Below are 25,590 nucleotides of genomic sequence, written 5' to 3'. Positions count from 1 at the left end.
CGGGCGCGGTGACACAGATGTCGGTGGGAAGAGCAGATGTCGGTCGATCCGGCCGAACCCGACCGGCAGCTGTGCTCTCGGCCTACGGCCGTGCAGCGGTCCTCGAGCCGCCGTGCATGCCAGGGCTGCCGAGTGATCTTGCTCGATCCGCGGCGGACCGCTACACCTCGTGCGGCCCGCGGCGTACGCTCGGAGCATGACCAGGGCGCTTCTCATCGTCGATGTGCAGAACGACTTCACCGAGGACGGCGCGCTCGCCGTCGCGGGCGGGGATGCGGTGGCGGCTGCCGTCTCGGAGCATCTCGCCGCCCATGCCGGCGAATACGAGGTGATCGTCGCGTCGCGCGATTGGCATGATGCCGACGGCGACAACGGCGGACACTTCGCGGCCGACCCCGATTACGTGGACACCTGGCCCGTGCACTGCGTCGCCGGTACTCCGGGGGCGGAATACGACCCGCTCCTCGCGACGGACGCCGTCACCCACCACGTCCGCAAGGGGCAGGGCAAGCCCGCCTATTCGATGTTCGAGGGCGTGACGGAGGACGGACGCACCGTGGCGGAGGTGCTCGGCGAGCGCGGCGTCCTCACCGCGGACGTCGTCGGCATCGCCACGGACCATTGCGTGCGCGCCTCCGCTCTCGATGCCATATCGCACGGAGTCCATGTGCGGATACTCACGGGGCTGATCGCGGGGGTCGGCGCGGCCTCCAGCGAGGCCGCGCTCGCCGAGCTCGCGCACGCGGGCGCCGAACTCGTGCCGTGACGCGCAGCGTCCTGCTGCTGAGGGCCGTGAACGTCTCCGGCCGCAACCGTGTGCCGATGGAGGGCCTGCGCGAGGTGCTGACACCCGTGCTCGGCGAGATCCGCACCTACATCGCCAGCGGCAACATCATCTGCGAGACGCCGGCGGATGTCTCTGCATGCTGTGCTCTGGTGCGAGGAGCGATCGCGGCGGAGTTCGGCGTGGACACCCCGGTGATCGCGCGCACGCACGAGGCTCTTTCGGCATCGATCGCCGCGCAGCCCTTCGCGGACGGGAACGAGAGGCTCGTGCACGCGATGTTCCTGGCGGAGCCGCCCGCCGCCGGAGCCGTCGGCGCACTCGAGCAGCGGCTGGCCGGGGGAGAGCGTCTGGCGCTGGTCGGTCACGACCTCTGGATCGACTATGCCGGGGGCGTGCATTCGAGCAGGCTCACCAAGGCCGTGCTCGATCGTGCGCTGGGCGTGGTGGGCACCGCGCGCAATCTCCGCACGGTGCGCGCTCTCGCCGACCTCACGGCCGGCGCCGTATCCGACGAACGCGGCGGGTCATCGTGACCGCCGGCTATCCGTCCACGATCGCGAAGGCCGTGGAGCGGGAGCTCGTCATCAAGAAGTCCCGATTCATCGCCCAGATCGCACCGGTCGCATCCTCCGAGGAGGCGGATGCGATCATCGCCGGCGTGAAGAAGCGCTTCTGGGACGCCAGACACAACTGCTCGGCCCAGGTGACGGGCGCGCGAGGGGACAGGGCGCGGTCGTCCGACGACGGCGAGCCCTCCGGAACGGCGGGCGTGCCCATGCTGGAGGTCCTGCGCCGACGGGAGCTCACCGACGTCGTGGCGGTCGTCACACGCTACTTCGGCGGCGTCAAACTCGGCGCCGGCGGGCTCGTGCGCGCATACTCCACCGCGGTGTCCGAGGCGCTGGACCTCGCCCGCCTCGTCGATCGGAAAGAGCTCTCGCAGGTGACCTTCGCCGTGCCGCACGCGGACGCCGGGCGCTTCGAGAACCTGCTGCGTGAGTGGGCGCGCGGTGCGGACGCCCTGCTGGGGGAGACCGCATACGGCGCGCAGGCCGTGTTCGAGGTGTGGAGTCCGAACGTCTCGGTCGGCTCGCTCTCCGCGCAGGTCGCCGAAGCATCCGGCGGTGCAGTCGAGACGGTGCTCACGGGCGTGCAGAGGCTTCTGGACGTTCCGAGGAGCTCAGCGACCGGCTGATCGCCTCCGGCGGGCTCGCGGGGTGCGACTGGAGGTCTACGCGACGAGCACCGCAGGCCGCGCATCGGACGTAGAGAATGCGTCCTTCGCTGGTGGCGTGCCGCGAGTCGACGAGCCAGGCGTGCTCGTGGGGGACGGCGCGAGAGGGATGCGGAGTCGGAAGGGTGCGCGGAGAGGCCATGCATCCAGCGTGCTGTAATGGTCTTATGTATCTCAACCCTTACGGTGAGTACGCGGTTCTGCTGGCCGCATCTCTCGCGAACGAATGGCCGGAGGATCGTACGGGCATCGAGCGTCGCACCCGCGACTTCGGGATGACGATGGCGTTCCCGCCGGAAGTCGACGATCACGCCGGAACGAGGAGCGCGATCGATGACTGGCTGCGCATCGTCGACGCGGCCGATCCCGCTGAGCGTGCGATCCTGCTGAACGCGCAGATGGCGCAGGCGGCGGCGTACCCCCGTCTCACAGATCACGACGGCGAGGGGTGGCATCTGCACTACCGGGATGAGACGGACGCGCTCCCGTTCGTCCTGCGTGCCGTGATCGGCGTCGGCACTGCCCTCCACCTCGCGACGCGGGGGATGCATCGCCTCGGGCGGTGTGCCGCGGATCCGTGCACGAAGGTCGTCGTCGATGTGACGCGCAACGGGCGCCAGCGATTCTGCTCCGTGCGCTGCGCGAACAGGGCGGCGGTGCGCAGGCACCGGGCGCGCAGTCCGCAGTGAGATGACTTGACGACAGGTGACTACTCGTGCAAGAGTACTCCGGTGTCGAGCATCCGCCTGTACATCCTCAGCTCGCTCGTCGAGCGCGGGCCGATGCACGGGCATGCCCTGCGCAACCTGGCGGAGCAGGAGCACGTGCACGAATGGACCGACATCTCGGTCGGGGCGCTCTACGGGGCGCTCAAGCGGATGCTCGCCGAAGGGCTCATCGAGATCGAGCGCGTCGAGCGCGAGGGGAACTACCCGGCGCGCCAGATCTACCGGATCACCGAAGAGGGAGTCGGTGCGCTGCACGAGATCCGCGAGAGCACCTTCCGTGCACTCGACACGCGTCCCGATCCCTTCGATCTCGCCTTCTCCCGCCTCGATCCCGAGCGCATCTCAGAGCTCGCCGGCGCCCTCGCCGACCGCAGGGATGCGTACCAGGAGATGCTCGATGAGGGCCGGATGCGGCTCGAGCGCATCGATCGCTATCTCTGGCGGGCGGAGCGCCTCGCCCTGGAGCACAAGCTGCGGCGGCTCGAGACCGAGGTCGCCTGGCACGATGCGCTGATCGATCAGGTGCCCGATCTGATGGAGGACGAGCGGGAGCGTCGTCGCCACCAGGGCGAGAAGCCCCAGAACACGGATACGACATCACGACCTTGAGGATGCCATGACAGAACAGACCGCACCCGCGGAGCGCCAGGGGCCTCCGCAGTGGACACCGCCCCCCGGCGTCACCCCCGCCCGCGCCTGGGTGGCCTTCGCCGTGCTGCTCATCGGGGCCTTCATGTCCCTGCTCGACACCACGATCGTCAACGTCGCGCTGCCGACGATCCGCGACTCCATCGATGCGGACGAGGCGACCCTCGCGTGGATCATCTCCGGCTACGCGCTCGCCTTCGGCCTCGCGCTGATCCCCGCCGGGCGCATCGGCGACCGCTTCGGCCACAAGTGGGTGTTCTTCACCGGGCTCGCGATCTTCACCGCGGCGAGCATCGCCTGCGGGATCGCGCAGAGCCCGACCGAGCTCATCGTCGCCCGCGTGGTGCAGGGTCTCGGCGGCGGCATCTTCTTCCCCGCCGTCACGGCCTTCGGCCAGCTGCTGTTCCCGCCGCTCAAGCGCGGGCAGGCCTTCGCCGTCATGGGCGCCGTGATCGGCGTCTCGACCGCGCTCGGCCCGATCGTCGGCGGACTGCTGATCCAGGCTCTCGGCGAGGATGCCGGATGGCGCTGGATCTTCGCCGTCAACATTCCGATCGGCGTCGTGGCGCTGATCCTCGCGGCGACGGTGATCCCCGCCGTCAAGGCCGGCCAGAAGTCGGCGACGGACCTGTTCGGACTTCTGCTGCTCGCGGGCGGGATCACGGCGATCCTGGTCCCGCTCATCCAGGGACAGGACGAGGGCTGGCCGGCGTGGACCTTCGTGTCGCTCGTCGCCGGCGTCGTCGTGCTGGTGGTGTTCTGGTTCTGGGAGACCTCCCTCGAGCGCCGGGGCGTCGCGCCGCTCGTGCCGCCCCGGCTGTTCTCCCATCCGCAGTTCACCGGCGGCACCCTGCTCGCACTGGTGTACTTCGCGGCCTTCACGAGCATCTTCTTCGTGATCGCGCTGCTCTGGCAGGCCGGACTCGGCCACACGGCGCTCGAGTCCGGGCTCGTCACGATCCCGTTCGCGATCGGGAACATCTTCGGCGCGGCGTTCAGCGACCGGCTCGCGCAGCGGCTCGGCCGCACCGTCCTCCTGCTCGGGACGGGTCTTCTCGTCGTGGGGCTGGTCGCGGTGTGGCTGGTCCTCGCCGCGGTCCCGGCCGCGGATCTCACGAGCTGGTCGCTGCTCGCGCCCTTCGTCATCGCAGGTTTCGGCAACGGGCTCTTCATCGCGCCGAACGCGCGGTTCATCGTCGCGACGGTCCGTCGTGAGGAGGCGGGCGCCGCGAGCGGCGTGATCGGCACGGTGCAGCGCATCGGATCGGCGATCGGCATCGCGGTCGTCTCCAGCGTGCTGTTCGCCGTGGCCGATCTCGACGGGATCGGCGACGATATCGGCGCGGCGATGCAGACGGGGGACTACTCCTCCGCGGATGCCGCGGCGTCGGCCGTCCTCGCGGAGCACTTCGTGCCCGCCGCCACCTCGTCGCTCGCGCTCAGCGTCGCCTTCGCGGTCATCGCCTTCGCCCTGGTGTGGGCGCTGCCGAAACGGGTATCGCTGCACTGAGGCATCGGCTGCGCGACGTCACGGGCGCTGGCCGGCGTGCGGTCCTTCGCCGATCTCCTCGATCACCTTGGCGTTGAAGGCCGGCAGATCACCAGGGGTCCGGCTGGATACGAGCCCCTGGTCGGCGACGACCTCCTCGTCGACCCAGTGCGCCCCGGCGTTCCGAAGATCCGTGGCCAGGCTCGGATAGCTCGTCAGCGTCCGGCCGTCCACGACGCCGGCCTCGATGAGGATCCAGGCGCCGTGGCAGATGACGCCGACGGGCTTGCCCTGCTCGAAGAAGCCCCGTGCGAACGCGATCGCACCCTGATCGAGACGCAGATGGTCCGCGTTCACCACGCCGCCGGGGAGCACGAGCGCGTCGAAGTGGTCGGCCTTCGCATCGGACGCCGTGCGGTCGACGGGCTGGACGTGCCCGTTCTTGCCGGTGATGTCCTCTGCCGAGGGCGCGATCATCGTCGCCGAGGCGCCGGCGCCGGTCACGGTCGCATCCTTTCTCATCGCGGAGACGTCCCGCTCGGGACGACGCCTTCGACGATCTCCTGGACGACGGATGCCGCGGAAGGGGGTCGCGGACAGCGGAGGATCGTGATAGCGGAGCCTGCGCGCGATCGCGCCCGGGAGGCTGCATGGGCATCGCGACGGATCGCCAGTTGCTCCTCATCCGTTCGATGGCTGGCCGTGTGACGGGTACCCGTACTGCATCCCGTCTCCTGCTTCCTCGGCGTCAGGTCGGCGGCATCGCCGGGCAGAGACCGTCAAGAGGACGGCTGACGGACGAGCAACCGGTGTCGTCTCATACGGCAACGCCATGCGGTGGGCCCCGAGGGGCTCGAACCCTCGACCCGCGGATTAACATGCCACTTCGGCTTTCGCCGCCGCCCGAGGGCGTTCGTGGTCTGGACTGTCCCTTCACCATGGCTTTCGCTGTAGGTGCCACCCGTCCAGTCTCTACACCTTCCGGACTCGCGTCCGGCTTGGCTCGGGATCGCCAACTGGTTGCCCAGGAAGGGTTCCCCGACTTTGAGTGGTGTCATCCTCGGAGTTTCCCCCGAGGCGCTCCTATTCTGTTGAAGTCCGATGCTCTGCCAACTGAGCTAGAGGCCCGCGAACCCCAGTCTAATGCGACGGGGAGGGCGTGGCGATCCGAGCCTCCGGCGCCCTCCGGCAGCCGCCGGAAACCCGGCTGAAACACGGGATGCCTACCCTGTCGACATGGAGGGAGGCGGTGCACATGGGTGAGCACGACGTCGAGATCGAGACGGCGGGCCGTCGGTGGCAGGAGGACGACGTCGAACAGCGCATGCTCGCCGCGCTCTCCGCCGCGATCGGGACGGAGCTCGTCCCCGTGACGGTCATGGTCGACGGCGCGACCCGGCTCGAGGTGGAGGGCGCGGATGCCGAGGGCGCCGTCTTCTGCCAGCTGGTCGCGAACCAGGGCGTCTTCAAGTCGCCGCATCGCAACAGGGTGAGCGCCAACCTCTTCAAGCTCGCCTGGCTGACCGCCTCGGTGCGCCCTGGCGCACGCGCCATCCTCTGCGTCACGGGAACCGCGGCGCAGGCGTTCACCTCCACGGGCTGGGCGACGCTCGCCGCGCGCGATCTGGGCATCGAGCTCTACGTCGTGGAGGACGACCGCGCCCGTCCGCTCTTCTCCGAGCCCGATGCTCCGGGGGAGAGCACGCGGTGAAGCGGCGCTTCGCGTCGGGGAGTTTACCGAGGCGAAACATGTCCGCACGATGGGTGAAACACGGTCTTCGTAGAGTCGGTGCCAGATGGACCTCCGCGGAGCAACACCACGACAGTGATTCGCTCCGCACGCTCTCCACTCAGCAGTCATCGGATTGAGTCCTGTGGAGGATCCATGCTTTCCCTCGTCGTACTCTCGGGCAACCCGAGAACACCATCGAAGACGTCAGCCGTCGCCGTCCGCCTCGGCGAGCTGATCGCCGAGCGGACATCGATGACGCTCCTCGAGCCCATCGAGCTCGCCGAGCTCGGGCCGGCGGTGCTCGCCGCTTCGGACGACGCGGTCTCCGCCGCCCGCGAGCGCGTCGCCGGCTCGCGCATCCTCATCGTCGCCACCCCCGTCTACAAGGGCTCCTACACGGGGCTTCTGAAGGCGTTCCTGGACGGCTACGGCCCGACGTCGCTCTCCGGCGTCTCCGCGATCCCGCTCGTCGTCGCCGGCTCTCCGGCGCACACCTCCGTCGCGGCCGACATCCATCTGCGCCCGCTCCTGCACGAGCTGGGCGCGCAGACGCCCTTCGGCACGCTGGCCCTGCTGGAGGCCGACATCGCCGGCGAGGAGCGAGACGGCTTCCTCGCGTCGTGGGTCGCGGAGCGGGTCGCCCTGTTCCGTGCGGTGGCGAGCGGCCGCTCCGAGGAGGTCGCGGCGTGACGATCGTCGAGGACGAGCGGCCGGCTCCGCCGAACCCGCTGCGACGCGCTCTCGGTCACATGGCCACCTCGGTGACGCTCGTCACCACCACCCACGACGGCGTCCAGCACGGGTTCACCGCCAACAGCTTCGCGGCCGTCTCGAACGAGCCCCCGCTCGTCACCGTGTTCCTGGCGGACACGGCCGAGTGCTACGGGGCTTTCCAGGCGACCGAGCATGTGGCGGTCAACATCCTCGCCGACGATCAGGGCCATCTGGCACGCACGTTCGCCACCAAGGGCGTCGACAAGTTCGCCGGCATCGAGTTGGACGCGGAGCACGCGCACGTGCCCGTGGTCCAGGGCGCGATGGCATCGATCGTCGGCGTCATCGACGAGCGGTACTCCGTCGGCGATCACCTCATGCTGCTCATCGCCGTCGACCACGTCGTCTACAACGATCGCGATCCTCTCGTCTACCACAACCGCGTCTTCAGAAAGCTGGTCTGAGCATGCACGCATCCACCACCGCCATCGCGGTATCCGGCGCACGCAAGGTCTACGGCGGGGCGCAGAACGCGCTCGTCGCCCTCGACGGCGTCGACCTCTCGATCGAGCCTGGCCGGTTCGTGAGCATCATCGGACCCTCCGGGTGCGGCAAATCGACCCTCCTGCGCCTCATCGCGAGTCTCGAGGCCCCCGATGAGGGCTCGGTGGAGATCTTCGGAGTCACGCCCGAAGACGCCTGCGCGGCGAAGCTCATCGGCTTCGTGCCGCAGGCGCCCGCGCTGCTGCCCTGGCTGAACGTGCTGCAGAACGTGACGCTGCCCCACAAGGTCAATCGCGGAGCGGAGAAGAGACGTCCAGCCGCCGCAGCCGCGGGAGCCGGACGGGCGGCTCCCGACATGCGGAAGCTGCTGCACGAGGTCGGGCTCGGCGAGGCCATGCACAAGCTGCCCTCCGAACTGTCCGGCGGCATGCAGCAGCGCACCGCCATCGTGCGCGCCTTCGGGCTGCAGCCCGAGGTCCTCCTCATGGACGAGCCCTTCTCCGCGCTGGACGAGTTCACGCGCGAATCGCTGCAGGAGCAGCTCCTCGACCTCTGGGACGAGATCAAGACGACGGTCGTCTTCGTGACGCACTCGGTCACCGAGGCCGTGCGCCTCTCCGACACGGTCGTCGTCATGGCCCCCAAGCCGGGACGGATCGTCGACGTCATCGACATCGATCTGCCCCGACCGCGCAGCGCGAGCCTCATCAAGACCGCCGACTTCCATCATTTCGAAGACCTCATCCGCGATCGGCTGCAGGCCGCATGGCAGTCGCCCGATCTCTCGAACGCCGCCTGAGGAGAACAACGATGACCGCTCTCGACGCATCCGCCGGCACACGTCCAGCGGAGCTGCCCCAGACCGCACGGCCGACGCGGCCCACGGAGGCCGCCGCGCGCATCCGTGCCCGCGTCCTTCCCCGGTTCCTGCGACCGAGCCGCTGGCTGCCGATCGTCATCACCGTCGCGCTGCTCGCCGTGCTCTGGGAGCTCGGCGCTGGGGCGATGCCCTACCTGCTGCCGCCGCTCGGGGCGATCGGCGAGGCGCTCGCCGGCAACCCCGCCTACTACCTCTCCAACGCCTGGGTCACCCTGCAGGAGGCGTTGCTGGGACTTGCCATCGCGTTCGTCGGCTCGTCCGTCCTGGCCGTCGCGATCAGCGAGGTGGCGGTGCTGCGCTGGGCGATCATGCCGATCGCCGTGGTGTTCAACGTCACGCCTCTCGTCGCGATCGCCCCCGCGCTGGTCGTCGCCTTCGGGTTCGGACCGGAGCCGAAGCTCATCGTCACCGCCCTCATCTGCTTCTTCCCGATCCTCATCAACGTCTCCGTCGGTCTCCGCTCGGTGCCGACGGCAGTGCTCCAGTTCTACCGCACCGTACATGCGTCTCGGGGCGAGATGCTCTGGCACGTGCGCGTGCCGAGCGCCCTGCCCTACCTCTTCGCCTCGCTCCGGATCGTCTTCCCCCTGTCGATCGTCGGCGCGGTCGTCGCCGAGATGTTCGCGCCGGGGGCATCCGAAGGCCTCGGCACGGCGATCAGCCTCGCGAGCTCGAACAACAAGCTCCCGGTGGTCTACGCCTCGATCGCCCTCCTCGCCGTCATGGGCGCCTCCCTGCTCGGCATCATCACCGCCGTGGAGAAGCGAGCGCTGCACTGGCACGACACGCACAGGGGCGAGAAGGAGTAACGCCCCGCTGCCCTTCCATCGCGCCGAGCCGACGGCACGGCGCGATGGTCCGCCGACCCCGAATCCCGCAATAGAACCCCGCTCTGCATCACTTCCACCGCACCTGAAGGAGCTTCCATGGCACTCCGCACTCCCCTCCGCACGTCCGCCGCCGTGCTCGTCGCGCTCGCCGCCTCGGCAGCGCTGGCGGCCTGCTCCGGTCCCGCAGACGCCGAGCCCGATGCCTCCGACGACGTCGGCTCCGCGATCTCCGAAGACCGCTGCGCCCTCAACGAGTCCGCGGGCACGGTGACCTTCCTGACCGGCTACCAGTACCAGGCGTCCGCCTCCATCCTCGAGATCCTCGCGGCGCAGGAGCTCGGATACTTCTCCGACCTCTGCCTGGAGGTGGAGATCCAGCCCGGTACGGGCGACACAGGACAGAACACCCAGCTCGTCGCGAGCGACCAGGTGCAGTTCACCTCGGTCAGCCAGCAGGATCTGCTGACCGCCCACGACAACGGCATCGAGCTCCTCGGCATCTCGTCGTACTCGAACGTCGGCCTCGAGATCCTCATGACGCCCACGGACATCACCGATCTCACGCAGCTGGACGGCACGATCCTCGGGCAGAAGGGCGCGCTGCCTTCCGGTGTGCACGCCATGCTCGACAACGCGGGGGTCGACGTCGACAGCATCCAGCAGGTGACGGTCGGCTACGACCCCAGCGTGCTGCCCCGCGGCCAGGTCGACTCCCTCACCGGGTTCATCTCGAACGAGCCCAACCTGCTCGAGGCGGCGGGCGAGGAGGTGACGGTCTGGCGGCCGTACGACTTCGACGTCCCCGGATCCCTCGGCGCCCTCGCCGTGAACCCGTCGTTCGCCGAGGAGAATCCCACGGCGGTGGAGGACTTCCTGCGGGCGGCCTTCCACGCGTTCGAGTACTGCGAGGAGAACGGCGAGGAGTGCGTCGGCTATGCCGCGCAGATCTCCGGCGAGGGATACGACGCCGAGCACAACCTGAAGGTCTGGGAGACCGAGACCGAGGTCATCCGCGAGAGCCAGACCGGCGATCTCGGTGCGATCGACCCCGCCAACGTCGAGGCCGTCGCCGAGATGCTCGACACGTACTCGCTTCTGGAGACGCCGCTCACCGGCGAGGAGGCGCTCGCCTTCTTCGAGCCCGCGTTCGTCGAGGCGATCTATGAGGACGGCGCCGTCGTCTGGCCCGCTCCGTGACCGCCTCCCGCACCCATCCGCACACCGACCGAAGGAACCCACGATGACCACGAAGGACTACGGCGTCTTCCTGCCGAACGCCGCCGGCGGCTGGATGATCTCCTCGACCGCGCCCTATCCGCCGGCCAGCTATGACTACAACCGGAGCGTCGCCCGCCTCGCGGAGGACATCGGCCTCGACTTCATCATGGCCATGGCGAAGTGGCGCGGCTTCGGCGGCGCCACGGACCACTGGGGCGAGACGCTCGAGTCGATGACCATGATGGCGGGCCTCGCCGAGGCCACGGAACGCGTCAAGATCTGGGCGACCGTGCACGCCAACATGCAGAACCCGGCGTTCGCCGCGAAGGTCTTCACGACGCTGCAGCAGATCAGCCATGGCCGGGCCGGCATGAACATCGTCAACGGCTCGTACGCCGACGAGTTCGAGCAGATGGGCATCTGGGATGCGGAGCTGAGCCATGACGCGCGCTACCGCATGACCGAGGAGTGGACGCAGGCGGTGCTGCGCCTGTGGTCCGAGCCCTCGGTGACGATGGACGGGGAGTTCTTCACCCTCACCGATTGCGAATCGCGACCGCATCCCGATCCGAAGCCGACGATCATCAGCGCCGGCCGCTCCGACCGCGGCCGCGCGTTCCAGGCGAGCTATGCCGACGGGGCCTTTCTGGGCTCCGAGAGCCTGGAGGACATGCGCGACCTGTCGCGCGACGTGCACGACAGGGCAGCGGCCCTCGGACGCTCGGTGCGCACCTACTCGATGCTCACGATCGTGCAGGACGAGACGGATGCCGCGGCGGAAGCGAGGGCCCTGCGCTACGGCGATGGACTCGATCGCGAGGCGCTCGGCAACATGCGCCGCTCCTGGGGCTGGGACGCGCAGCGCGCACTCTCCTGGGCGCAGGGCGCGAAGGGCGAGGAGGCGTTCCAGACGCCTTATGTCACCGGCACGGCCGACACCGTCGCCGAACGCATCCTCGCCGTGCTCGAGACGGCGGAGCTCGACGGTCTGATGCTGATCTTCCCCGACTACCTCGAAGACATGCCGGCCTTCGGCGAGGGCGTGCTGCCGGTGCTGCGCGCCCACGAGGCCGCCGAGCTCGTCCCGTGACCGGCCTTCGCGAACGCCAGCTCGGCACGCTGACGGCCGACGGCGCAGCCCTTCTCGTCGTCGATGTGCAGCGTTCGTTCGGGGATCCGGCGATGCTCGCAGGATACGGTCTCGACGACGCCGCGTACGCCGCGGTGGCGGCCGCCGTCGAACGATGCGGACAGCTCGTCGACGCCGCCCGCTCCGCCGGCGTCCCCGTCTACTGGATCGAGCTGGCGACCGAGACCCGCTGGAGGGCGAGCGCCTGGCTGCGCAGCGGCGACCTCGACGCGCCGCTCGGCGACGACGAGCCCTGCGTCGTCGGCACGCCGGGCGCCGAGTGGTACGGGCTCGCGCCGGGCGCTGGCGAGATGCGCGTGCGCAAGACCGGGTACAGCGGATTCCTCGGCACGGGTCTCGCCGAGCGCCTGCGTGCCGACGGCATCCGCTGGGTGGCCGTCGCGGGTCTGACGACGGAATGCTGCATCCAGGCGACCGCCACCGATGCGGTCCAGCTCGACTGGCCGGTGTACATCCCGCGGGATGCGACCGCCGCGTACGACCTCGGCCTGCACGAGGGGGCGCTCGCCCAGATGGCGCTGAACGTCGGCGTCATCGGCACGAGTGCGGAGCTCGTCTCGCTGTGGAACGGCGCGTCGCCGGCATCCGTCCCGGATGCGGAACTCGTGAACGGGAGCGTCGCGTGAGCGGGATGCACATCGCCTTCGACCTGTCGTTCACTCATACCGAGGGACGCTGGGCCCGGCCCGGCTCCTGGGTCGGGCGCACCTTCCCCGACGTGCGGATGTTCCAGGAGATCGCGGTCACCGCCGAGCGTGCGGGCGTCGAGCTGCTGTTCTTCGGCGACGGCAGCGGCATCCCCGACACCTGGCGCGGATCGATCGCCCCGGCCGTGGAGTGGGGGGTGCAATGGCCGAGGCAGGACATGAGCCCCTTCATCGCCGCGATGGCGGCGGTCACCGAGCACATCGGCTTCGGCCTGACCTACTCCTCGACGTTCATGCACCCTTTCTACGTCGCGCGCCTGCTCAACTCGCTCGATCACGTCACGGGGGGCCGCATCGCCTTCAACGTCGTCGCCTCCTCGCGCAGCGCGGATGCGGCGAACTACGGCTTCGAGGAGCTCCTCGAGCACGGCCTGCGCTACGAGCGCATGGAGGAGTTCATCGACGTGTGCCAGCGGCTCTGGGACTCGGTGCCCTCCGAGGCGATCCTCATGGACCGCGAAACCGGCCGCTTCGCCGACCCTTCGCTCATCGCGCCGATCGACTACGAAGGACGCTTCTTCCGCGTCAAGGGGCCGCTCAGCAGCATGCCGAGCCCGCAGGGGCATCCGGTCCTCGTCCAGGCGGGCAACTCGCCCCGCGGCATCGAGACCTCCGCGAAGTTCGCGGACGTGATCTTCGGCTTCGGCGGCGCGCTCGCGGGTCAGCAGCGCCACCGGGCGGCGCTGGACGAGGCGCTCGTCGCCGAGGGGAGGGACCCGGCGGCCGTCGGCATCCTCTGGGCGACGCAGGTGATCGTCGGACGCACGGCCGCGGAGGCGGAGACGCGCAGGGCGGAGGTCCTGGAGTTCTGGAACGAGGAGGCCGTCGGCGCGTACATCTCGCACAACGCGGGCTTCGACTTCTCCCGCGTGCCAGAGCGGTTCGTCCTCGGCGAGCTCCTCGACGAGGTCCGCGCGGCGCAGGCCAGCCCCTCGGGGCTGGTCGGCACGCTCGTGGGCGAATACGGACCCGACCATGAGATGACGAGGGACGAGTTCTTCGAGCACGGCTGGCGCAGCGCCACGGGCCTCGACCACACGTTGTGCGGCTCACCGGGTCAGATCGCCGATCAGCTCGAGCAGAACTTCGCCGACACGGGAGCTCGCGGCGGATACATGTTCTCGACGCCGTCGCCGACCCCGTCCGGGCTCGACGACATCGCCGAGCTGCTCGTGCCGGAGCTGCGGCGGCGCGGCAGCCTCGCACCCAGCTATGCCGGGAGCACGCTGCGCGAGAACCTGCGGCCGTGAGGCGCTCGGCCCCGGCCGGCGGGGAGCAGACGGTGCTGCTCTGCTGCCTGATCGGAACTGCGCAGATGACCTGGGGCGTGGTCGTCCCCGTGCTTCCGCTGTATGTGACCGCGCTGCACGCACCCCTCGCCGTGCTCGGGCCGCTCATCGCGGCCTTCGCGATCGGCCGCGTCCTCGGCAACGTGCCCGCGGGGCTCCTGATGCGTCGGCTGAACTCCCGCGCCATGCTGCACACCGTGCTGATCGCGCTCGCCGTCGTGACGGCCTCGACCGGCTTCGTGGGAGACCTCGCGGCCGTGTTCGCGCTGCGGCTGCTCGCCGGAGTGCTCGGCGGTGCAGCCGTCACGATCGCGTTCGCGGTGGTGCTGGCCGGCGCTCCGGCCGATCGGCGCGGTCGCGTCGTCTCCGTCGCCAACGTCGTGCAGATGAGCGCCGCCGCCGTCGGAGCCCTGCTCGGGGGAGCGGTCGTGACGTTCGCCGGGCCGCCCGGCGCATTCGCCGCCGCCGCGCTCCCCGTGCTGCTCGCCGTCGCCTGGGAGCTCGCGCGCCCTGCGCAGGGCTACTGGGATGCGCTGCGGGCGGAGCCGAGGGAGCACGAGCACGGCGCTGCTGCAGTCGGGGCATCCGCTGCTGTCGCGCGCGTGCCGGGAAGGGGCGCTGTGCTGCTCTCCCTCGCCGCCGTGTCGTTCGCGCTCTTCTTCGCGCGGTTCGCGGCCGAGCAGGGGCTCATCCCCGTGCTCGCGTATGATCAGGGCGGCCTGGAGCCGCTCGGGCTGGGGCTGGCGCTCGCCACGGGGACGGTCCTCAGTATCGCGGCGCTGCCCCTCGTCGGCAGGCGAGTCGACCGCGGCGCTCGCCTGACGGTCGTCATCCCGTCGTCCCTCGCATCCGCGCTCGTGCTCGTGGCGTTCGGGCTCCTCGACATCCCGTGGGCGTTCGCGCTTGCGGTCGTGGGCTACGGGCTCGCCACCAGCATCGCGAACGTCGTCCCCGGCGTCGTCACGGCTGAGGCCTTCCCCGGCCGCCGCGCCGGCGGCGCCGTCGGAGTCACCCGCACCGCCGGCGACATCGGAGCCGCGGCCGGACCTCTCGTCGTCTTCGCCATCGCCGACGCCTGGCATCCGCTCCTCGCGCTGGGGCTGACCGCGCTCGTGCTGCTCGTCGCGATGGCGGTCTTCTCCATCGTGACCGTCCGGCGCCGTGGATCCGTGCCGGCGACGGTCGTTTCGCCGATACCCTTGGAGGGATGTCCGAGCAGTTCCGCCGTCCCGTCCGCCGCCCCAGCGCGGCCTTCGACAACCTCGTCGGGTCCTTCGACCCCGCCGAGGTGACGAGGGTCGCCCACGCGACGGCATCCGCTCTGCTCACCCGGGCGCGAGAGGACGAGACGAGCGCCGAGCGGCTGATCGCCTTCGCGGCGGAGCACGGGATCGATGAGATCGCCGAGCTCTGGTCGACCTCCCCCGCACGATCGCTCCCCGGTGTGCTGTGGCGCCTGTATCTGCTGCAGCTCGCCGTGCGCGCAGATCCGTCGACCTCGGCCCTCCTCTACGAGCGCGGGCGCGTGGAGCTGCCCACCGTCGACGCCGCCGTCGCGGGGGCTCCTGTGCCCGCGAGCCCCGACGAGCTCGTCGTGCTCGTCGACACGATCCTCCGCGGGGCGTTCCGCGGCGATCTCGCCGTGGCCCTGGAGCGTGCGGCGGCGTTCTGCCGGGTGCAGGCGTCCGGATCGACGCACACCGCGGACGACTACGAGCCGACGGAGCCCTCTCGCGCCAGCGATCTGACGAATCGCGCGCTGCGGCTGAGCGTCTACGCCGCCGATCTCGCTGCCGCGGCGACGGACTGGCGCCGGGGCGTCCTGACCTGATCGGGCGACAGGGGCCGTTCTGCAGGATGGTCTGGCCGTTCTGCAGGACGATTGTCCTGGATCGACGGATTTCGGCGGCGGATCGCGACGATTCCGCCAGACGGTCCTGCAGAACGCGCGAATGCTCCTGCGGAATGGACGGCGGCGGTTCGAGCCCGGACAGAGGCCGACACGAGCCCGGACAAAAGAAAGACCGGGCCGCAAGAACGCCTCTCGGCGGAAGGCCGCTCATAGCGGCAGAAGTTGGAGCCCGGGGTTATGCGGCCCGGCCTGACCATTGTAACGCCAGGGTGCCGGTGGTATTCCCGGCCGCCTGATCCGCCGTAGAGTCGATCCATGACCCGGCGCTTCGCTCTGATCATCGATCCCGTCCCCGCTTCTGAGGAGCGCGCCGACTATGCAGGCACGTTCACGGAGGTGGATGCCGCGGCGCCGGCTCTGAGCGTGGGCGAGCTGAGCACGCAGCGCGGCGACGGCGTGTTCGAGTCCATCGGCGTGATCGACGGGCACCCTCAGGAGCTCGTGCCGCATCTGCACAGGCTGGCCCATTCGGCCGAGCTCTGCGAGCTGCCCGCGCCGAACATCGAGCAGTGGCGGCAGGCGGTCGCGGCGGCCGCTGCCGGGTGCCCTGCGGGGGAGTGGGTCATCAAGCTCATCCTCAGTCGAGGCGTGGAGCACGGGCCGACGCCGACGGCGTGGGTGACGGCGGCTCCGGCATCCGACTTCTCCTGGGTGCGCACCGAGGGCATCCGCGTGGTGACGCTGGATCGCGGTTATGATCTGGGCGCCGCCGAGCGAGCTCCGTGGCTGCTGCTCGGAGCCAAGACGCTCTCGTACGCCGTCAACATGGCGGCGCTGCGCGAGGCGGCGCGACGCGGCGCCGACGACGCGATCTTCCTCTCCAGCGACGGATACGTGCTGGAGGCGCCGACGGCGTCGCTGATCCTCCGCTTCGGCGACCGCTTCGTCACCCCCGCGCCGAGCGGCGGGATCCTGCACGGCACGACGCAGCTGAGCGTCTACGACCACCTGGCGGCTCAGGGCTTCACGACCGACTACGCGCAGGTGCCGGCATCCGATCTCCAGAACGCGGATGCCGCATGGCTGGTGTCGAGCGTGCGACTGGCGGCTCCCCTCACCGCCATCGACGGCGCCGCCGTGCCGGTGGACGCCGCCTTCACGGCTGCCCTGAACGAATACCTGCTATCGCCGCGCGACTGAGACACGCGGCTCTGGTCAGCCCGTCGGAAAACGGAGATCAATACGCACGACGATGGAGTGTCGCTCTTCGGCGCGCCGGCCGAGCATCACCTGATCCGGGTTTTCCGGATGAGGCCCGGAACAACCCGCTCAGCGCAGGCCGGCGCGGCGCATCGCGCCGAGGATCGCGGCTTCCACGACTTTCCAGTCGTGCACGATCATCGCGTAGGTGAACCGGAGCGACTCGTAGCCGAGGGCAGCCGCGGCGGCGTCTCGGTAGAGATCCTTCGTCCGCTCCTGTTCTCGCTCATGGTTCTCCCTGCCATCCGCCTCGACGATGATCCGTCCGCCGATCACGAAGTCGACTTCGCCGACGCCGTGGATGAGCACTTGCGTGCGGACGTCGATGCCGATCCGACGCAGGCGCAGTCTGACGAGCGACTCGAGCCCGCTGTCGGCATCCGCCCGCGCGAAGCCGACGAGCCATCGCAGCGACGCGGGAAGACGCTTCCACAGCCAGGCGATGTCTCCCGGCGGGATCCGCGACCAGCGCAGTGCCGATTCGAGGGCGCAGAAGAAGGTCTCCTCGTCGGCGCACTCCGCGATCTGCAGCAGCACGTTCGCAACCGGCGGCAGCACGCCGACACGGACGCGCCCGGCATCCCAGTGGATGCGGCAGTCCGCGCAGTCGGTTCTCGGTGTTCCCGCCGCACCCATCCAGATGTGATGCCGTTGCGGGGCGGTGAGGATCCAGAGTCCGAGAAGGCGCCCTGCCTCGCAGCATCCAAGGGTCCCACCGTGCTCAGCGGCATGCAGCAGCGCGGTGTCAGTGTCAGAAAGCGCGTACACACCCTGTCGCGGGCGCAAGACCTCGCCGTCGCGGACCGCCTTGGTCAGCTCGTGCTCGGTGACGCCGCGTCTCTTCAGCTCGGAGGTGCGAGCCATGCGTCCTAGTGCGAGCAGGGTGGCGTGCGCGGACGACATGCCCCGATGATGAAGGAATTCGGTAGAGCACGATCGCTGTGATGCCTGGAATCGCACGTACCTGTGGAGAACTCGTAGCATCCCCGACTGGTGCAGACCGACTCATGGAGGTCCCCGAAGATCGGAAAACCCAGATCGACTGCTCAGGATGCGGCGTGTCGAAGCGCGACACACCGACCGAGAGCCCGTCGATCTGGGTTTTCCAGCAAGAACCAGAGAGTCACCCGAAGCGACCGGAGACGTAGTCCTCGGTGGCCTGCACGTTCGGGGTGGTGAAGATCGTCGCGGTGTCGTCGTACTCGATGAGCTTGCCGGGCTGTCCTGTGCCTGCGATGTTGAAGAACGCGGTCTTGTCCGAGACGCGGCTCGCCTGCTGCATGTTGTGCGTCACGATCACGACCGTGTACTGCTCCTTGATCTCGCCGATGAGCTCCTCGATCGCGAAGGTGGAGATCGGGTCGAGGGCCGAGCACGGCTCGTCCATGAGGATGACGTCGGGCGAGACCGCGATGGCCCTGGCGATGCAGAGGCGCTGCTGCTGGCCGCCGGAGAGGCCGGAGCCCGGCTTCTCCAGGCGGTCCTTGACCTCGTTCCACAGGTTCGCGCCGCGCAGCGACTTCTCCACGAGGGCGTCCTGGTCGCTCTTGGCCATCTTGGAGTTGTTCAGCTTCACTCCGGCGAGCACGTTCTCCCTGATGGACATCGTGGGGAACGGGTTCGGACGCTGGAACACCATGCCCACCTGGCGGCGCACCAGCACGGGGTCGACGTTCGCCCCGTAGAGGTTCTGACCGTCGATCAGCACCTCGCCCTCGACGCGGGCGCCGGGGATGACCTCGTGCATGCGGTTGAGCGTGCGCAGGAACGTGGACTTGCCGCAGCCGGACGGGCCGATGAAAGCCGTCACGGTGTTCGGCTTGATGTCGATGTTGACGCCCTCTACGGCGAGGAAGTCGCCGTAGTAGACGTTGAGGTCGTTGACTTCGATGCTCTTGGACACCTGGGAATCCTTCTGGTTCGGGAACGGCGCGCGGCTCAGCGGCCGGCGGTCTTGGGGGCGAACACCTTGGCGATCAGGCGCGCGACGAGGTTGAGGACCATCACGATGAGGATGAGGGTGAGCGCGGAAGCCCAGGCGCGGTCGATATAGGCCTCGGGCGGGATGCCCGGGTATTTCGCCTGCATGTAGGAGAACACCGGCAGGGTCGCCATCTGGCCGTTGAACATGTTGAGGTTCATGCCCTGGACCATGCCGACGGTGAGCAGCAGCGGCGCGGTCTCTCCGATCACGCGGGAGATCGCGAGCATGATGCTGGTGGTGATGCCGGCGATCGCTGTGGGGATGATGACCTTGAGGATCGTGAGCCACTTCGGCACTCCGAGTGCGTAGGCGGCCTCGCGGAGCTCGTTCGGGACGATGCGCAGCAGCTCCTCGGAGCCGCGCACCACGACGGGGATCATCAGGACCGAGAGGGCCAGCGAGCCCATGATGCCCAGGCGCGTCCCAGGGCCGACGATGATCGCGAACACCGAGTAGATGAACAGACCGGCGACGATCGACGGGATGCCGGTCATGACGTCGACGAGGAAGGTGATGCCGCGGGCGAGCCTCTTGCCCTGGCCGTACTCGACGAGGTAGATCGAGGTCATCAGCCCGATCGGGACCGAGATGATCGTCGCGCCGAGGGTGATGAGCAGCGTGCCCCAGACCGCGTGGATCGCGCCGCCGCCGTCGCCCACGACATTGCGCATCGAGGAGCTGAAGAACTCTCCGTCGAAGCGCGCGAGTCCGTTGACCACCACCGTGTACAGCAGTGAGATGAGCGGGAGCAGGGCGATGACGAACGCCGTGGAGACGAGCGCGGTCATCAGGCGGTCCGTGGCGTGCCGCCGGCTCTCTGCGACCGTCGACACCACGAAGACGAGCACCATGTAGAGGATCATCCCGACGACCAGGGTCAGCGCGATGTTGAAGTCGGCCGGATCCCCGCCGATGTTCGCCAGGGCGAAGACGACGGCGGCGATGACGAAGGAGCCGGCCAGGAGAGCCCACGGGGCCCATTTGGGAAGATGACCCGCGGTGTTCGTGCGCGTGGCCGATGCGGGGGCGGTGGCGATGGCGGTCATGGTCAGTTGGCTCCCGAGAACTCGGCGCGGCGGGAGACGATCCAGCGGGCGACGAAGTTGACCGCGAAGGTCACGATGAACAGGATCAGGCCGGCCGCGATGAGGGTGCTGACGCCCTCGTCGTGCGCCTCGGGGAACCGCAGGGCGATGATCGCGGGGATCGTCGTCGGGTTCTCCGGGTTGAGCAGGTTGAAGGTGACGATGCCGAGCGGGGAGAGCACCAGCGTGACCGCCATGGTCTCGCCGAGTGCACGGCCGAGTCCCAGCATCGCGCCGGAGACCATGCCGCTGCGGGCGAAGGGGAGGACCGCCATGCGGACCATCTCCCAGCGGGTGGCGCCCAGGGCGAGGGCCGCCTCCTCATGCAGCTTCGGCGTCTGGAGGAAGACCTCGCGGCAGATCGCGGTCATGATCGGGAGGATCATGACCGCGAGGACGAGGGATGCGGTGAGGATGGTCTTGCCGCTGCCGGACGGCGTCCCGGAGAAGATCGGGATCCAGCCCAGGTTCGTGTTGAGCCACTTGTAGAAGGGCACCAGCATGGGGGCGAAGGTGAGAGCGCCCCAGAGGCCGAAGACGACGGAGGGGACGGCGGCGAGCAGGTCGATGACGTAGCCAAGGACGCCGGCGAGTCTGCGCGGCGCGTAGTGCGAGATGAACAGTGCGATGCCGATGGCGATCGGAGCGGCGATGATCAGGGCGATGAAGCTGGCCCACAGCGTTCCGAAGACGAACGGCCACACCCAGACGAAGAAGTTCTCGCCCTCGAGGATGTGGTTGCCGGAGGTGTCCGGCGAGAGCGCCGGGAGGGACTGCACGATCAGGAAGACCGCGACCGCGGCCAGGGTCACGAGGATGATGATGCCGGCGCCGAGCGCGGTGCCGGAGAAGATCCGATCCCCCCTGCGCAGCAGAGGCGATTTCGACGCGGACGCCGGCGCGCCGTCCTTGTCCGTCGTGGTGGTGGTCATCTGAGCGGCTCCACAGTTGCTCGAGGGCTATCGGGTTTTCATGCGGGTGCCCCCGCGGCGCCGGTCGGTTCGGTCGAACAGCGCCGCGGGGGCGGTTCTCAGCTCAGGCTGAGAGCAGGATCACTCGGTGACGATGGCGTCGATCGCGGCGTTGACCTGCTCGCGCAGCTCGTCCGAGATCGGGGCGCTGCCCGCAGCCTCGGCCGAGACGTCCTGGCCCTCGGCAGAGGCGACGTACTGGAAGTACGCCTTGACGAGCGAGGCGACCTCGGCGTCGTCGTACTCGACGCAGCCGATGAGGTACGAGACCAGCGCGATCGGGTAGGACCCGGCCGGCGCTGCGGCCGGGTCGACGGCGAACGCGAGGTCGTGCTCGGAACGGCCGTCCTCGAGCGGCGAGGCGGCGACGAGCGCGGCGGCGGCCTCAGCCGAGTAGGGGACGTACTCGCCCTCGACCTCGATGGCGACCTGACCGAGGCCGGACGTCTGCGAGGCGTCGGCGAAGCCGATGTAGCCGACGCCAGCCGTGATCGCGGAGACGACGCCCGAGGTGCCGTCTCCGGCCTCGCCGGTCGACAGCGGCCACTCGTCGCTGGGCTCTGAGGTCCAGACGTCGGGCGCGACGGCGCTCAGGTAGTTCGTGAAGGTCTCCTGCGTGCCGGAGGCGTCCGCGCGGTGGACCGGGACGATGGCCTGGTCGGGCAGCTCGACGCCGGGGTTCTGCGTGGCGATCGCGTTGTCGTTCCAGTTCGTGATGTCGCCGGCGAAGATGGCGGCGATGGTCGCACCGTCCAGGTTCAGCGTGTCGATGCCGTCGAGGTTGAAGGCGACGGCGACGGGCGAGATGTAGACCGGGACCTCGACGATCTCGTCGGAGGCGCAGGAGCCGAAGCCGCCGGCGGCGAGCTCCTCGGCGTTGAACGCGCGGTCGGAGCCGATGAAGTTGGAGGAGCCGGCGAGGAAGTTCTCACGGCCGGTGCCGGAGCCCGTGGCGGTGTAGTTGACCGTGGTGTCGGGGTTGGCGGTCTGGAAGGCGGCGACCCAGGCCTGCTGGGCTGCCTCCTGCGACGAGGCGCCGGTGGCCTCGACCTGACCGGCGAGCTCGGAGGTGACGGGGGCGTCGGACGAGTCATCGGAGGGCGTCGTCTCGTTCGCGGCACAGCCGGCGAGAGCGAGAGCGGCGACGGCGCCGATGGCGCCGATGCGAGCGATTCGGGAGATCTTCACTGTGGATCCTTCGATCGTGGATGGTTGAGGCCCGGTGCAGGGCACACAGTGACGCTATGGGCGGCGGTTAACGAGACTCTCCCGTGCAGGTAAACGGAAGGTGAACGGCGGGCGTCCCCTTGGGGCGGCCTCCGCGGGATGACGCGGGTCAGACCTTGGGCACGTGCGTCTCGATCGAGATGATGCCGGAGCCGGGATTGGTCGCCGAGAGGTGCACGACCGAGAAGGCCCCGACCTCGAGGGCGGAGGCGCTCGAGACGTAGGAGCCGCGCAGCGTCCCCGTGGCGAGGGCGATCTCGGTGAGGATGTCCGGCAGCACGGGGCCGTGGCTGCATACGACGGCGGGCTTGCCCGCCCGCACGCGCTTGCCGATCACGGCGCGCACATCGGCGCGGCCGTCCTCCCAGGCGTCCTGGCTGATCTTCGGCGTCTGCGAGGGGGCGCGGTCCAGCGCCTTCGCCAGCGGGGCGACGGTCTGCACGCAGCGCACCGCGTCGCTCGTGATGATCTTGCGCACGCCGAAGGCGCGCAGCGGGCCGACGACGCCCTTGGCCTGGAGTCTGCCCCGCTCGGTCAGCGGCCGCGCGGCATCCGGTCCGTCCCAGTCCGATCGTCCCACGGCCTTGGCATGACGCAGGGCGACGATCGGGAAGGTGCGCAGCACCCCGTCCTCCACGAGATGCTCGAAGGCATCGAGGATCTCCTCGTCGACGGGGTAGCTGAGCAGCTTGCGGGCCTTTTTCAGTCCGACCCACTCGAGCGCGGCGATCTCGCTGTTGGGCACGAAGGTCGAGCGGCGGATCGCCTCGTCGGTCGCCTCGGCCGCCCAGTAGTGCACGACCTTCTGGCGTTTGGGACGCATGAAGTAGCGGCTCACGCCCACCGGGACGCCGAGATCGACGCGGATGCCGGTCTCCTCGTGCACCTCGCGTACCGCCGTCTGCGCCAGCATCTCACCGGGATCGACCTTGCCCTTGGGTAGGGTGATGTCCCGGTACTTCGTGCGGTGGATGAGCAGGATGCGCAGCTTTCCGTCCACGAGCCGCCACACGACGGCCCCGGCCGCGTAGACGGCCTTGTCGTCCCTGACGACCTCTGTGAGCGAGCCCTCGGCCTGCCGAAGGGTCATCGCACCGACCGACTGCGGCGACGCCTGCGGATCTGGTTCATGGTCCTATCCTGCAGGTCGATGAGCGGTTTGCCGTTCGCGTCCTCGGTGTGCCGTTCCCAGACGCCGTTCTCGCCGAGGTGCCAGGAGTTCGTCCCGTCGTCCATCGCCTCATCGAACAGGGCGAGCAGCTCCTGCACGTGCGCGGGCTCTGTGACTCGCACGAGGGCCTCGACGCGGCGGTCGAGGTTCCGGTGCATCATGTCCGCGCTTCCGATGTGCACCTGCGGGTCGCCGTCGTTGTGGAAGGCGAAGATGCGGGAGTGCTCCAGATAGCGCCCGAGGATGCTCCGGACGGTGATGTTGTCGCTGACGCCGGGCAGATCGGTGCGCAGGCTGCAGATGCCGCGGACCCAGACGTCGACCTTCACACCCGCCGCGCTCGCCCGGTACAGACCGTCGATGATCTGCTCGTCGACCATGGAGTTGACTTTGATCCGGACGTGCGCCGGCTTCCCGTCGAGCGCGTTCCTGCGCTCGTGCTCGATCTGACGGAGCAGCCCCTTGCGCAGGTGCAGAGGCGCGACGAGGAGACGCTTGAACTTCTTCTCGATCGCGTAGCCGCTGAGCTCGTTGAACAGGCGGGTGAGGTCCTTGCCGACCTGGGCGTCGGCGGTGAAGAGGCCGAAGTCCTCGTAGATGCGGCTGGTCTTGGGGTTGTAGTTGCCGGTTCCGACGTGCGCGTAGTGCTGCAGCATCCCGTCCTCCTCGCGCACGACCAGAGCGAGTTTGCAATGGGTCTTCAGCCCGACCAGACCGTACACGACGTGCACGCCGGCCTTCTCGAGCTTGCGGGCCCAGACGATGTTGTTGGCCTCGTCGAAGCGGGCTTTCACCTCGACGAGGGCGAGCACCTGCTTGCCCGCCTCTGCGGCGTCGATGAGCGCCTGCACGACCGGACTGTCGCCCGAGGTGCGGTACAGGGTCTGCTTGATGGCGAGCACGTGCGGGTCGCGGGCGGCCTGTTCGAGGAACGCCTGCACGCTCGTCGCGAATGACTCGTACGGGTGGTGCACGAGCACGTCGCGCTTGCGGATCGCGGTGAAGATGTCGCTGCGCTCGTTGTTGTCGCCGGGCTGGAAGGCCAGCGCGGTCGTCGGCACGTGCGGCGGGTAGCGCAGATCGGGACGGTCGATCCGGCCGAGGTCGAAGAGGCCGCGGAGGTCGAGCGGCCCGGGGAGGCGATAGACCTCCTGATCCGTGATGTCGAGCTCCTTGACGAGCAGGTCGAGGGTGAGATCGTCCATGTCGTCGGTGATCTCGAGACGGATGGGAGGACCGAACCGGCGGCGCAGCAGCTCAGCCTCGAGCGCCTGGATGAGATTCTCGGACTCGTCCTCCTCGATCTCGACATCCTCGTTGCGGGTGAGGCGGAACGCGTGGTGGTCGAGCACCTCCATGCCGGGGAAGAGGTCGTCCAGGTGATTGGCGATGAGCTCTTCGAGACGCAGGAACCGCTTGATCTCGCCGCTGCCGGGCACCTCGACGAAACGAGGGAGCATGGGCGGCACCTTGAGCCGCGCGAACTCCTGGCGACCGGTGCGGGCGTTGCGGATCCGGATCGCGAGGTTCAGCGACAGCCCGGAGATGTAGGGAAAGGGATGCGCCGGATCGACGGCGAGCGGCATCAGGACGGGGAACACCTGCAGCTGGAAGTACTCGCCGAGGGCGGCGCGCTCGCCGTCGGTCAGCTCCGACCACTCGGAGATCTCGATCCCGGCATCCGCGAGCGCGGGCCTGACGGCGTCCGTCCAGACGCTCGCGTGCCGCAGCTGCAGGGTGTGAGCCTCGCGGGAGATGTCCGCGAGCACGTCGCTGGGCGTGCGCCCGACGTTCGTTGGCACCGCGAGACCGGTGAGGATGCGGCGTTTGAGACCCGCGACGCGCACCATGAAGAACTCGTCCAGATTGCTCGCGAAGATCGCCAGGAAGTTCGCGCGCTCGAGCTCGGGGAGGGCGGGATCCTCGGCGAGCTCCAGAACGCGCTGATTGAACGCGAGCCAGCTCAGCTCGCGGTCGAGGAAGCGGTGATCGGGGAGCTGGGAGTCCGTCGTCGCGAACGCGTCGAAGTCATCGTCGTCGGCGTCTCCGAGGCCGGCGTCGGCGAGTGCGGGATCGATCATGGGATTCATCTAAGCACCGCCAGGTGACGAGAGCGTGAACGGGGTGCGC

At 69.2% G+C, this 25,590-nt stretch carries 26 protein-coding genes; 18 read left to right on the top strand and 8 right to left on the bottom strand.

Features of this window, described 5'->3' with window-relative positions:
• The first annotated feature begins 196 nt into the window (after positions 1 to 196).
• From ACYVGQ_RS17280 to ACYVGQ_RS17255, 6 genes are all read left to right on the top strand, one after another.
• Positions 197 to 766 carry an isochorismatase family protein gene (locus tag ACYVGQ_RS17280; RefSeq protein ID WP_460785920.1) on the top strand — a complete coding sequence of 190 codons (570 nt, stop codon included), beginning with the start codon at positions 197 to 199 and terminating at the stop codon, positions 764 to 766.
• Positions 763 to 1,320: a DUF1697 domain-containing protein gene (locus ACYVGQ_RS17275; protein WP_460785919.1), complete on the top strand. Its 558-nt coding sequence runs from the start codon at positions 763 to 765 to the stop codon at positions 1,318 to 1,320. Before ACYVGQ_RS17280 ends, ACYVGQ_RS17275 begins: the two co-directional genes overlap by 4 nt.
• Positions 1,317 to 1,982, top strand: a complete 666-nt coding sequence (locus tag ACYVGQ_RS17270) for a YigZ family protein (protein ID WP_460785918.1) — start codon at positions 1,317 to 1,319, stop codon at positions 1,980 to 1,982. Before ACYVGQ_RS17275 ends, ACYVGQ_RS17270 begins: the two co-directional genes overlap by 4 nt.
• Positions 1,983 to 2,188: 206 nt before the next feature.
• A complete protein-coding gene (locus tag ACYVGQ_RS17265; RefSeq protein ID WP_460785917.1) occupies positions 2,189 to 2,710 on the top strand; it encodes a CGNR zinc finger domain-containing protein in 522 nt (173 codons plus the stop codon).
• Between the two features lie 42 nt (positions 2,711 to 2,752).
• The gene (locus tag ACYVGQ_RS17260) at positions 2,753 to 3,358 is read left to right on the top strand and encodes a PadR family transcriptional regulator (protein WP_460785916.1); all 606 of its coding nucleotides are present in this window, start codon (positions 2,753 to 2,755) and stop codon (positions 3,356 to 3,358) included.
• Positions 3,359 to 3,365: 7 nt separating this feature from the next.
• A complete protein-coding gene (locus ACYVGQ_RS17255; RefSeq protein WP_460785915.1) occupies positions 3,366 to 4,907 on the top strand; it encodes an MFS transporter in 1,542 nt (513 codons plus the stop codon).
• 18 nt (positions 4,908 to 4,925) lie between these two features.
• Here the strand turns inward: ACYVGQ_RS17255 and ACYVGQ_RS17250 are convergent, their stop codons facing one another.
• Positions 4,926 to 5,390, bottom strand: a complete 465-nt coding sequence (locus tag ACYVGQ_RS17250) for a type 1 glutamine amidotransferase domain-containing protein (protein ID WP_460785914.1) — start codon at positions 5,388 to 5,390, stop codon at positions 4,926 to 4,928.
• A gap of 751 nt (positions 5,391 to 6,141) precedes the next feature.
• Here ACYVGQ_RS17250 and ACYVGQ_RS17245 point away from each other — a divergent pair.
• From ACYVGQ_RS17245 to ACYVGQ_RS17190, 12 genes are all read left to right on the top strand, one after another.
• Positions 6,142 to 6,597 carry a hypothetical protein gene (locus ACYVGQ_RS17245; RefSeq protein ID WP_460785913.1) on the top strand — a complete coding sequence of 152 codons (456 nt, stop codon included), beginning with the start codon at positions 6,142 to 6,144 and terminating at the stop codon, positions 6,595 to 6,597.
• A 174-nt stretch (positions 6,598 to 6,771) separates the two neighbouring features.
• Entirely contained in the window at positions 6,772 to 7,308 is a 537-nt protein-coding gene (locus tag ACYVGQ_RS17240; protein WP_460785912.1) for an NADPH-dependent FMN reductase, read from the top strand.
• On the top strand, positions 7,305 to 7,796 hold the full coding sequence (locus ACYVGQ_RS17235) for a flavin reductase family protein (RefSeq protein ID WP_460785911.1): 492 nt from the start codon (positions 7,305 to 7,307) through the stop codon (positions 7,794 to 7,796). The genes ACYVGQ_RS17240 and ACYVGQ_RS17235 overlap by 4 nt, the downstream gene beginning before the upstream one ends.
• 2 nt (positions 7,797 to 7,798) lie before the next feature.
• On the top strand, positions 7,799 to 8,635 hold the full coding sequence (locus ACYVGQ_RS17230; RefSeq protein ID WP_460785909.1) for an ABC transporter ATP-binding protein: 837 nt from the start codon (positions 7,799 to 7,801) through the stop codon (positions 8,633 to 8,635).
• An 11-nt stretch (positions 8,636 to 8,646) separates the two neighbouring features.
• Positions 8,647 to 9,525, top strand: a complete 879-nt coding sequence (locus tag ACYVGQ_RS17225) for an ABC transporter permease (RefSeq protein WP_460785908.1) — start codon at positions 8,647 to 8,649, stop codon at positions 9,523 to 9,525.
• A 117-nt stretch (positions 9,526 to 9,642) separates the two neighbouring features.
• A complete protein-coding gene (locus ACYVGQ_RS17220) occupies positions 9,643 to 10,743 on the top strand; it encodes an ABC transporter substrate-binding protein (protein ID WP_460785907.1) in 1,101 nt (366 codons plus the stop codon).
• Positions 10,744 to 10,786: 43 nt separating this feature from the next.
• Positions 10,787 to 11,854 carry an LLM class flavin-dependent oxidoreductase gene (locus ACYVGQ_RS17215; protein ID WP_460785906.1) on the top strand — a complete coding sequence of 356 codons (1,068 nt, stop codon included), beginning with the start codon at positions 10,787 to 10,789 and terminating at the stop codon, positions 11,852 to 11,854.
• A complete protein-coding gene (locus ACYVGQ_RS17210; RefSeq protein ID WP_460785905.1) occupies positions 11,851 to 12,540 on the top strand; it encodes a cysteine hydrolase family protein in 690 nt (229 codons plus the stop codon). Before ACYVGQ_RS17215 ends, ACYVGQ_RS17210 begins: the two co-directional genes overlap by 4 nt.
• A gap of 5 nt (positions 12,541 to 12,545) precedes the next feature.
• Positions 12,546 to 13,871, top strand: coding sequence for an NtaA/DmoA family FMN-dependent monooxygenase (locus tag ACYVGQ_RS17205; protein ID WP_460785993.1), 1,326 nt, complete (start codon positions 12,546 to 12,548; stop codon positions 13,869 to 13,871).
• On the top strand, positions 13,868 to 15,202 hold the full coding sequence (locus ACYVGQ_RS17200; protein ID WP_460785904.1) for an MFS transporter: 1,335 nt from the start codon (positions 13,868 to 13,870) through the stop codon (positions 15,200 to 15,202). Before ACYVGQ_RS17205 ends, ACYVGQ_RS17200 begins: the two co-directional genes overlap by 4 nt.
• Complete coding sequence (locus tag ACYVGQ_RS17195) at positions 15,118 to 15,741, top strand: DNA-directed RNA polymerase subunit beta (protein ID WP_460785903.1); 624 nt, start codon at positions 15,118 to 15,120, stop codon at positions 15,739 to 15,741. The genes ACYVGQ_RS17200 and ACYVGQ_RS17195 overlap by 85 nt, the downstream gene beginning before the upstream one ends.
• 336 nt (positions 15,742 to 16,077) lie before the next feature.
• A complete protein-coding gene (locus tag ACYVGQ_RS17190) occupies positions 16,078 to 16,962 on the top strand; it encodes an aminodeoxychorismate lyase (protein WP_460785902.1) in 885 nt (294 codons plus the stop codon).
• A 129-nt stretch (positions 16,963 to 17,091) separates the two neighbouring features.
• Here the strand turns inward: ACYVGQ_RS17190 and ACYVGQ_RS17185 are convergent, their stop codons facing one another.
• From ACYVGQ_RS17185 to ACYVGQ_RS17155, 7 genes are all read right to left on the bottom strand, one after another.
• On the bottom strand, positions 17,092 to 17,886 hold the full coding sequence (locus ACYVGQ_RS17185; protein WP_460785901.1) for a DUF559 domain-containing protein: 795 nt from the start codon (positions 17,884 to 17,886) through the stop codon (positions 17,092 to 17,094).
• A 259-nt stretch (positions 17,887 to 18,145) separates the two neighbouring features.
• Positions 18,146 to 18,925: a phosphate ABC transporter ATP-binding protein PstB gene (gene pstB, locus ACYVGQ_RS17180; RefSeq protein ID WP_460785900.1), complete on the bottom strand. Its 780-nt coding sequence runs from the start codon at positions 18,923 to 18,925 to the stop codon at positions 18,146 to 18,148.
• 35 nt (positions 18,926 to 18,960) lie between these two features.
• Positions 18,961 to 20,052, bottom strand: coding sequence for a phosphate ABC transporter permease PstA (pstA, locus tag ACYVGQ_RS17175; protein WP_460785899.1), 1,092 nt, complete (start codon positions 20,050 to 20,052; stop codon positions 18,961 to 18,963).
• 2 nt (positions 20,053 to 20,054) lie between these two features.
• A complete protein-coding gene (gene pstC, locus ACYVGQ_RS17170; RefSeq protein ID WP_460785898.1) occupies positions 20,055 to 21,023 on the bottom strand; it encodes a phosphate ABC transporter permease subunit PstC in 969 nt (322 codons plus the stop codon).
• 120 nt (positions 21,024 to 21,143) lie between these two features.
• On the bottom strand, positions 21,144 to 22,250 hold the full coding sequence (gene pstS / locus ACYVGQ_RS17165) for a phosphate ABC transporter substrate-binding protein PstS (RefSeq protein ID WP_460785897.1): 1,107 nt from the start codon (positions 22,248 to 22,250) through the stop codon (positions 21,144 to 21,146).
• 148 nt (positions 22,251 to 22,398) lie between these two features.
• Positions 22,399 to 23,379: an NUDIX hydrolase gene (locus ACYVGQ_RS17160; protein ID WP_460785896.1), complete on the bottom strand. Its 981-nt coding sequence runs from the start codon at positions 23,377 to 23,379 to the stop codon at positions 22,399 to 22,401.
• Positions 23,376 to 25,541 carry an RNA degradosome polyphosphate kinase gene (locus ACYVGQ_RS17155; RefSeq protein WP_460785895.1) on the bottom strand — a complete coding sequence of 722 codons (2,166 nt, stop codon included), beginning with the start codon at positions 25,539 to 25,541 and terminating at the stop codon, positions 23,376 to 23,378. The genes ACYVGQ_RS17160 and ACYVGQ_RS17155 overlap by 4 nt, the downstream gene beginning before the upstream one ends.
• Positions 25,542 to 25,590 lie beyond the last annotated feature (49 nt).

Source organism: Microbacterium tumbae (assembly GCF_054780175.1).
The sequence above is the reverse complement of the archived record's forward strand: the minus strand, read 5'-3'. Positions and strand labels throughout refer to the sequence as shown.

Excerpts from the sequence above, each read along its gene's own strand:
- ACYVGQ_RS17280 (WP_460785920.1), top strand. The coding sequence starts at position 197 with ATGACCAGGGCGCTTCTCATCGTCGATGTGCAGAACGACTTCACCGAG.
- ACYVGQ_RS17265 (WP_460785917.1), top strand. The coding sequence starts at position 2,189 with ATGTATCTCAACCCTTACGGTGAGTACGCGGTTCTGCTGGCCGCATCT.
- ACYVGQ_RS17255 (WP_460785915.1), top strand. The coding sequence starts at position 3,366 with ATGACAGAACAGACCGCACCCGCGGAGCGCCAGGGGCCTCCGCAGTGG.
- ACYVGQ_RS17245 (WP_460785913.1), top strand. The coding sequence starts at position 6,142 with ATGGGTGAGCACGACGTCGAGATCGAGACGGCGGGCCGTCGGTGGCAG.
- ACYVGQ_RS17240 (WP_460785912.1), top strand. The coding sequence starts at position 6,772 with ATGCTTTCCCTCGTCGTACTCTCGGGCAACCCGAGAACACCATCGAAG.
- ACYVGQ_RS17230 (WP_460785909.1), top strand. The coding sequence starts at position 7,799 with ATGCACGCATCCACCACCGCCATCGCGGTATCCGGCGCACGCAAGGTC.
- ACYVGQ_RS17225 (WP_460785908.1), top strand. The coding sequence starts at position 8,647 with ATGACCGCTCTCGACGCATCCGCCGGCACACGTCCAGCGGAGCTGCCC.
- ACYVGQ_RS17220 (WP_460785907.1), top strand. The coding sequence starts at position 9,643 with ATGGCACTCCGCACTCCCCTCCGCACGTCCGCCGCCGTGCTCGTCGCG.
- ACYVGQ_RS17215 (WP_460785906.1), top strand. The coding sequence starts at position 10,787 with ATGACCACGAAGGACTACGGCGTCTTCCTGCCGAACGCCGCCGGCGGC.
- ACYVGQ_RS17205 (WP_460785993.1), top strand. The coding sequence starts at position 12,546 with ATGCACATCGCCTTCGACCTGTCGTTCACTCATACCGAGGGACGCTGG.
- ACYVGQ_RS17195 (WP_460785903.1), top strand. The coding sequence starts at position 15,118 with ATGTCCGAGCAGTTCCGCCGTCCCGTCCGCCGCCCCAGCGCGGCCTTC.
- ACYVGQ_RS17190 (WP_460785902.1), top strand. The coding sequence starts at position 16,078 with ATGACCCGGCGCTTCGCTCTGATCATCGATCCCGTCCCCGCTTCTGAG.
- ACYVGQ_RS17185 (WP_460785901.1), bottom strand. The coding sequence starts at position 17,886 with ATGGCTCGCACCTCCGAGCTGAAGAGACGCGGCGTCACCGAGCACGAG.
- pstA (WP_460785899.1), bottom strand. The coding sequence starts at position 20,052 with ATGACCGCCATCGCCACCGCCCCCGCATCGGCCACGCGCACGAACACC.
- pstC (WP_460785898.1), bottom strand. The coding sequence starts at position 21,023 with ATGACCACCACCACGACGGACAAGGACGGCGCGCCGGCGTCCGCGTCG.
- ACYVGQ_RS17160 (WP_460785896.1), bottom strand. The coding sequence starts at position 23,379 with ATGACCCTTCGGCAGGCCGAGGGCTCGCTCACAGAGGTCGTCAGGGAC.
- ACYVGQ_RS17155 (WP_460785895.1), bottom strand. The coding sequence starts at position 25,541 with ATGATCGATCCCGCACTCGCCGACGCCGGCCTCGGAGACGCCGACGAC.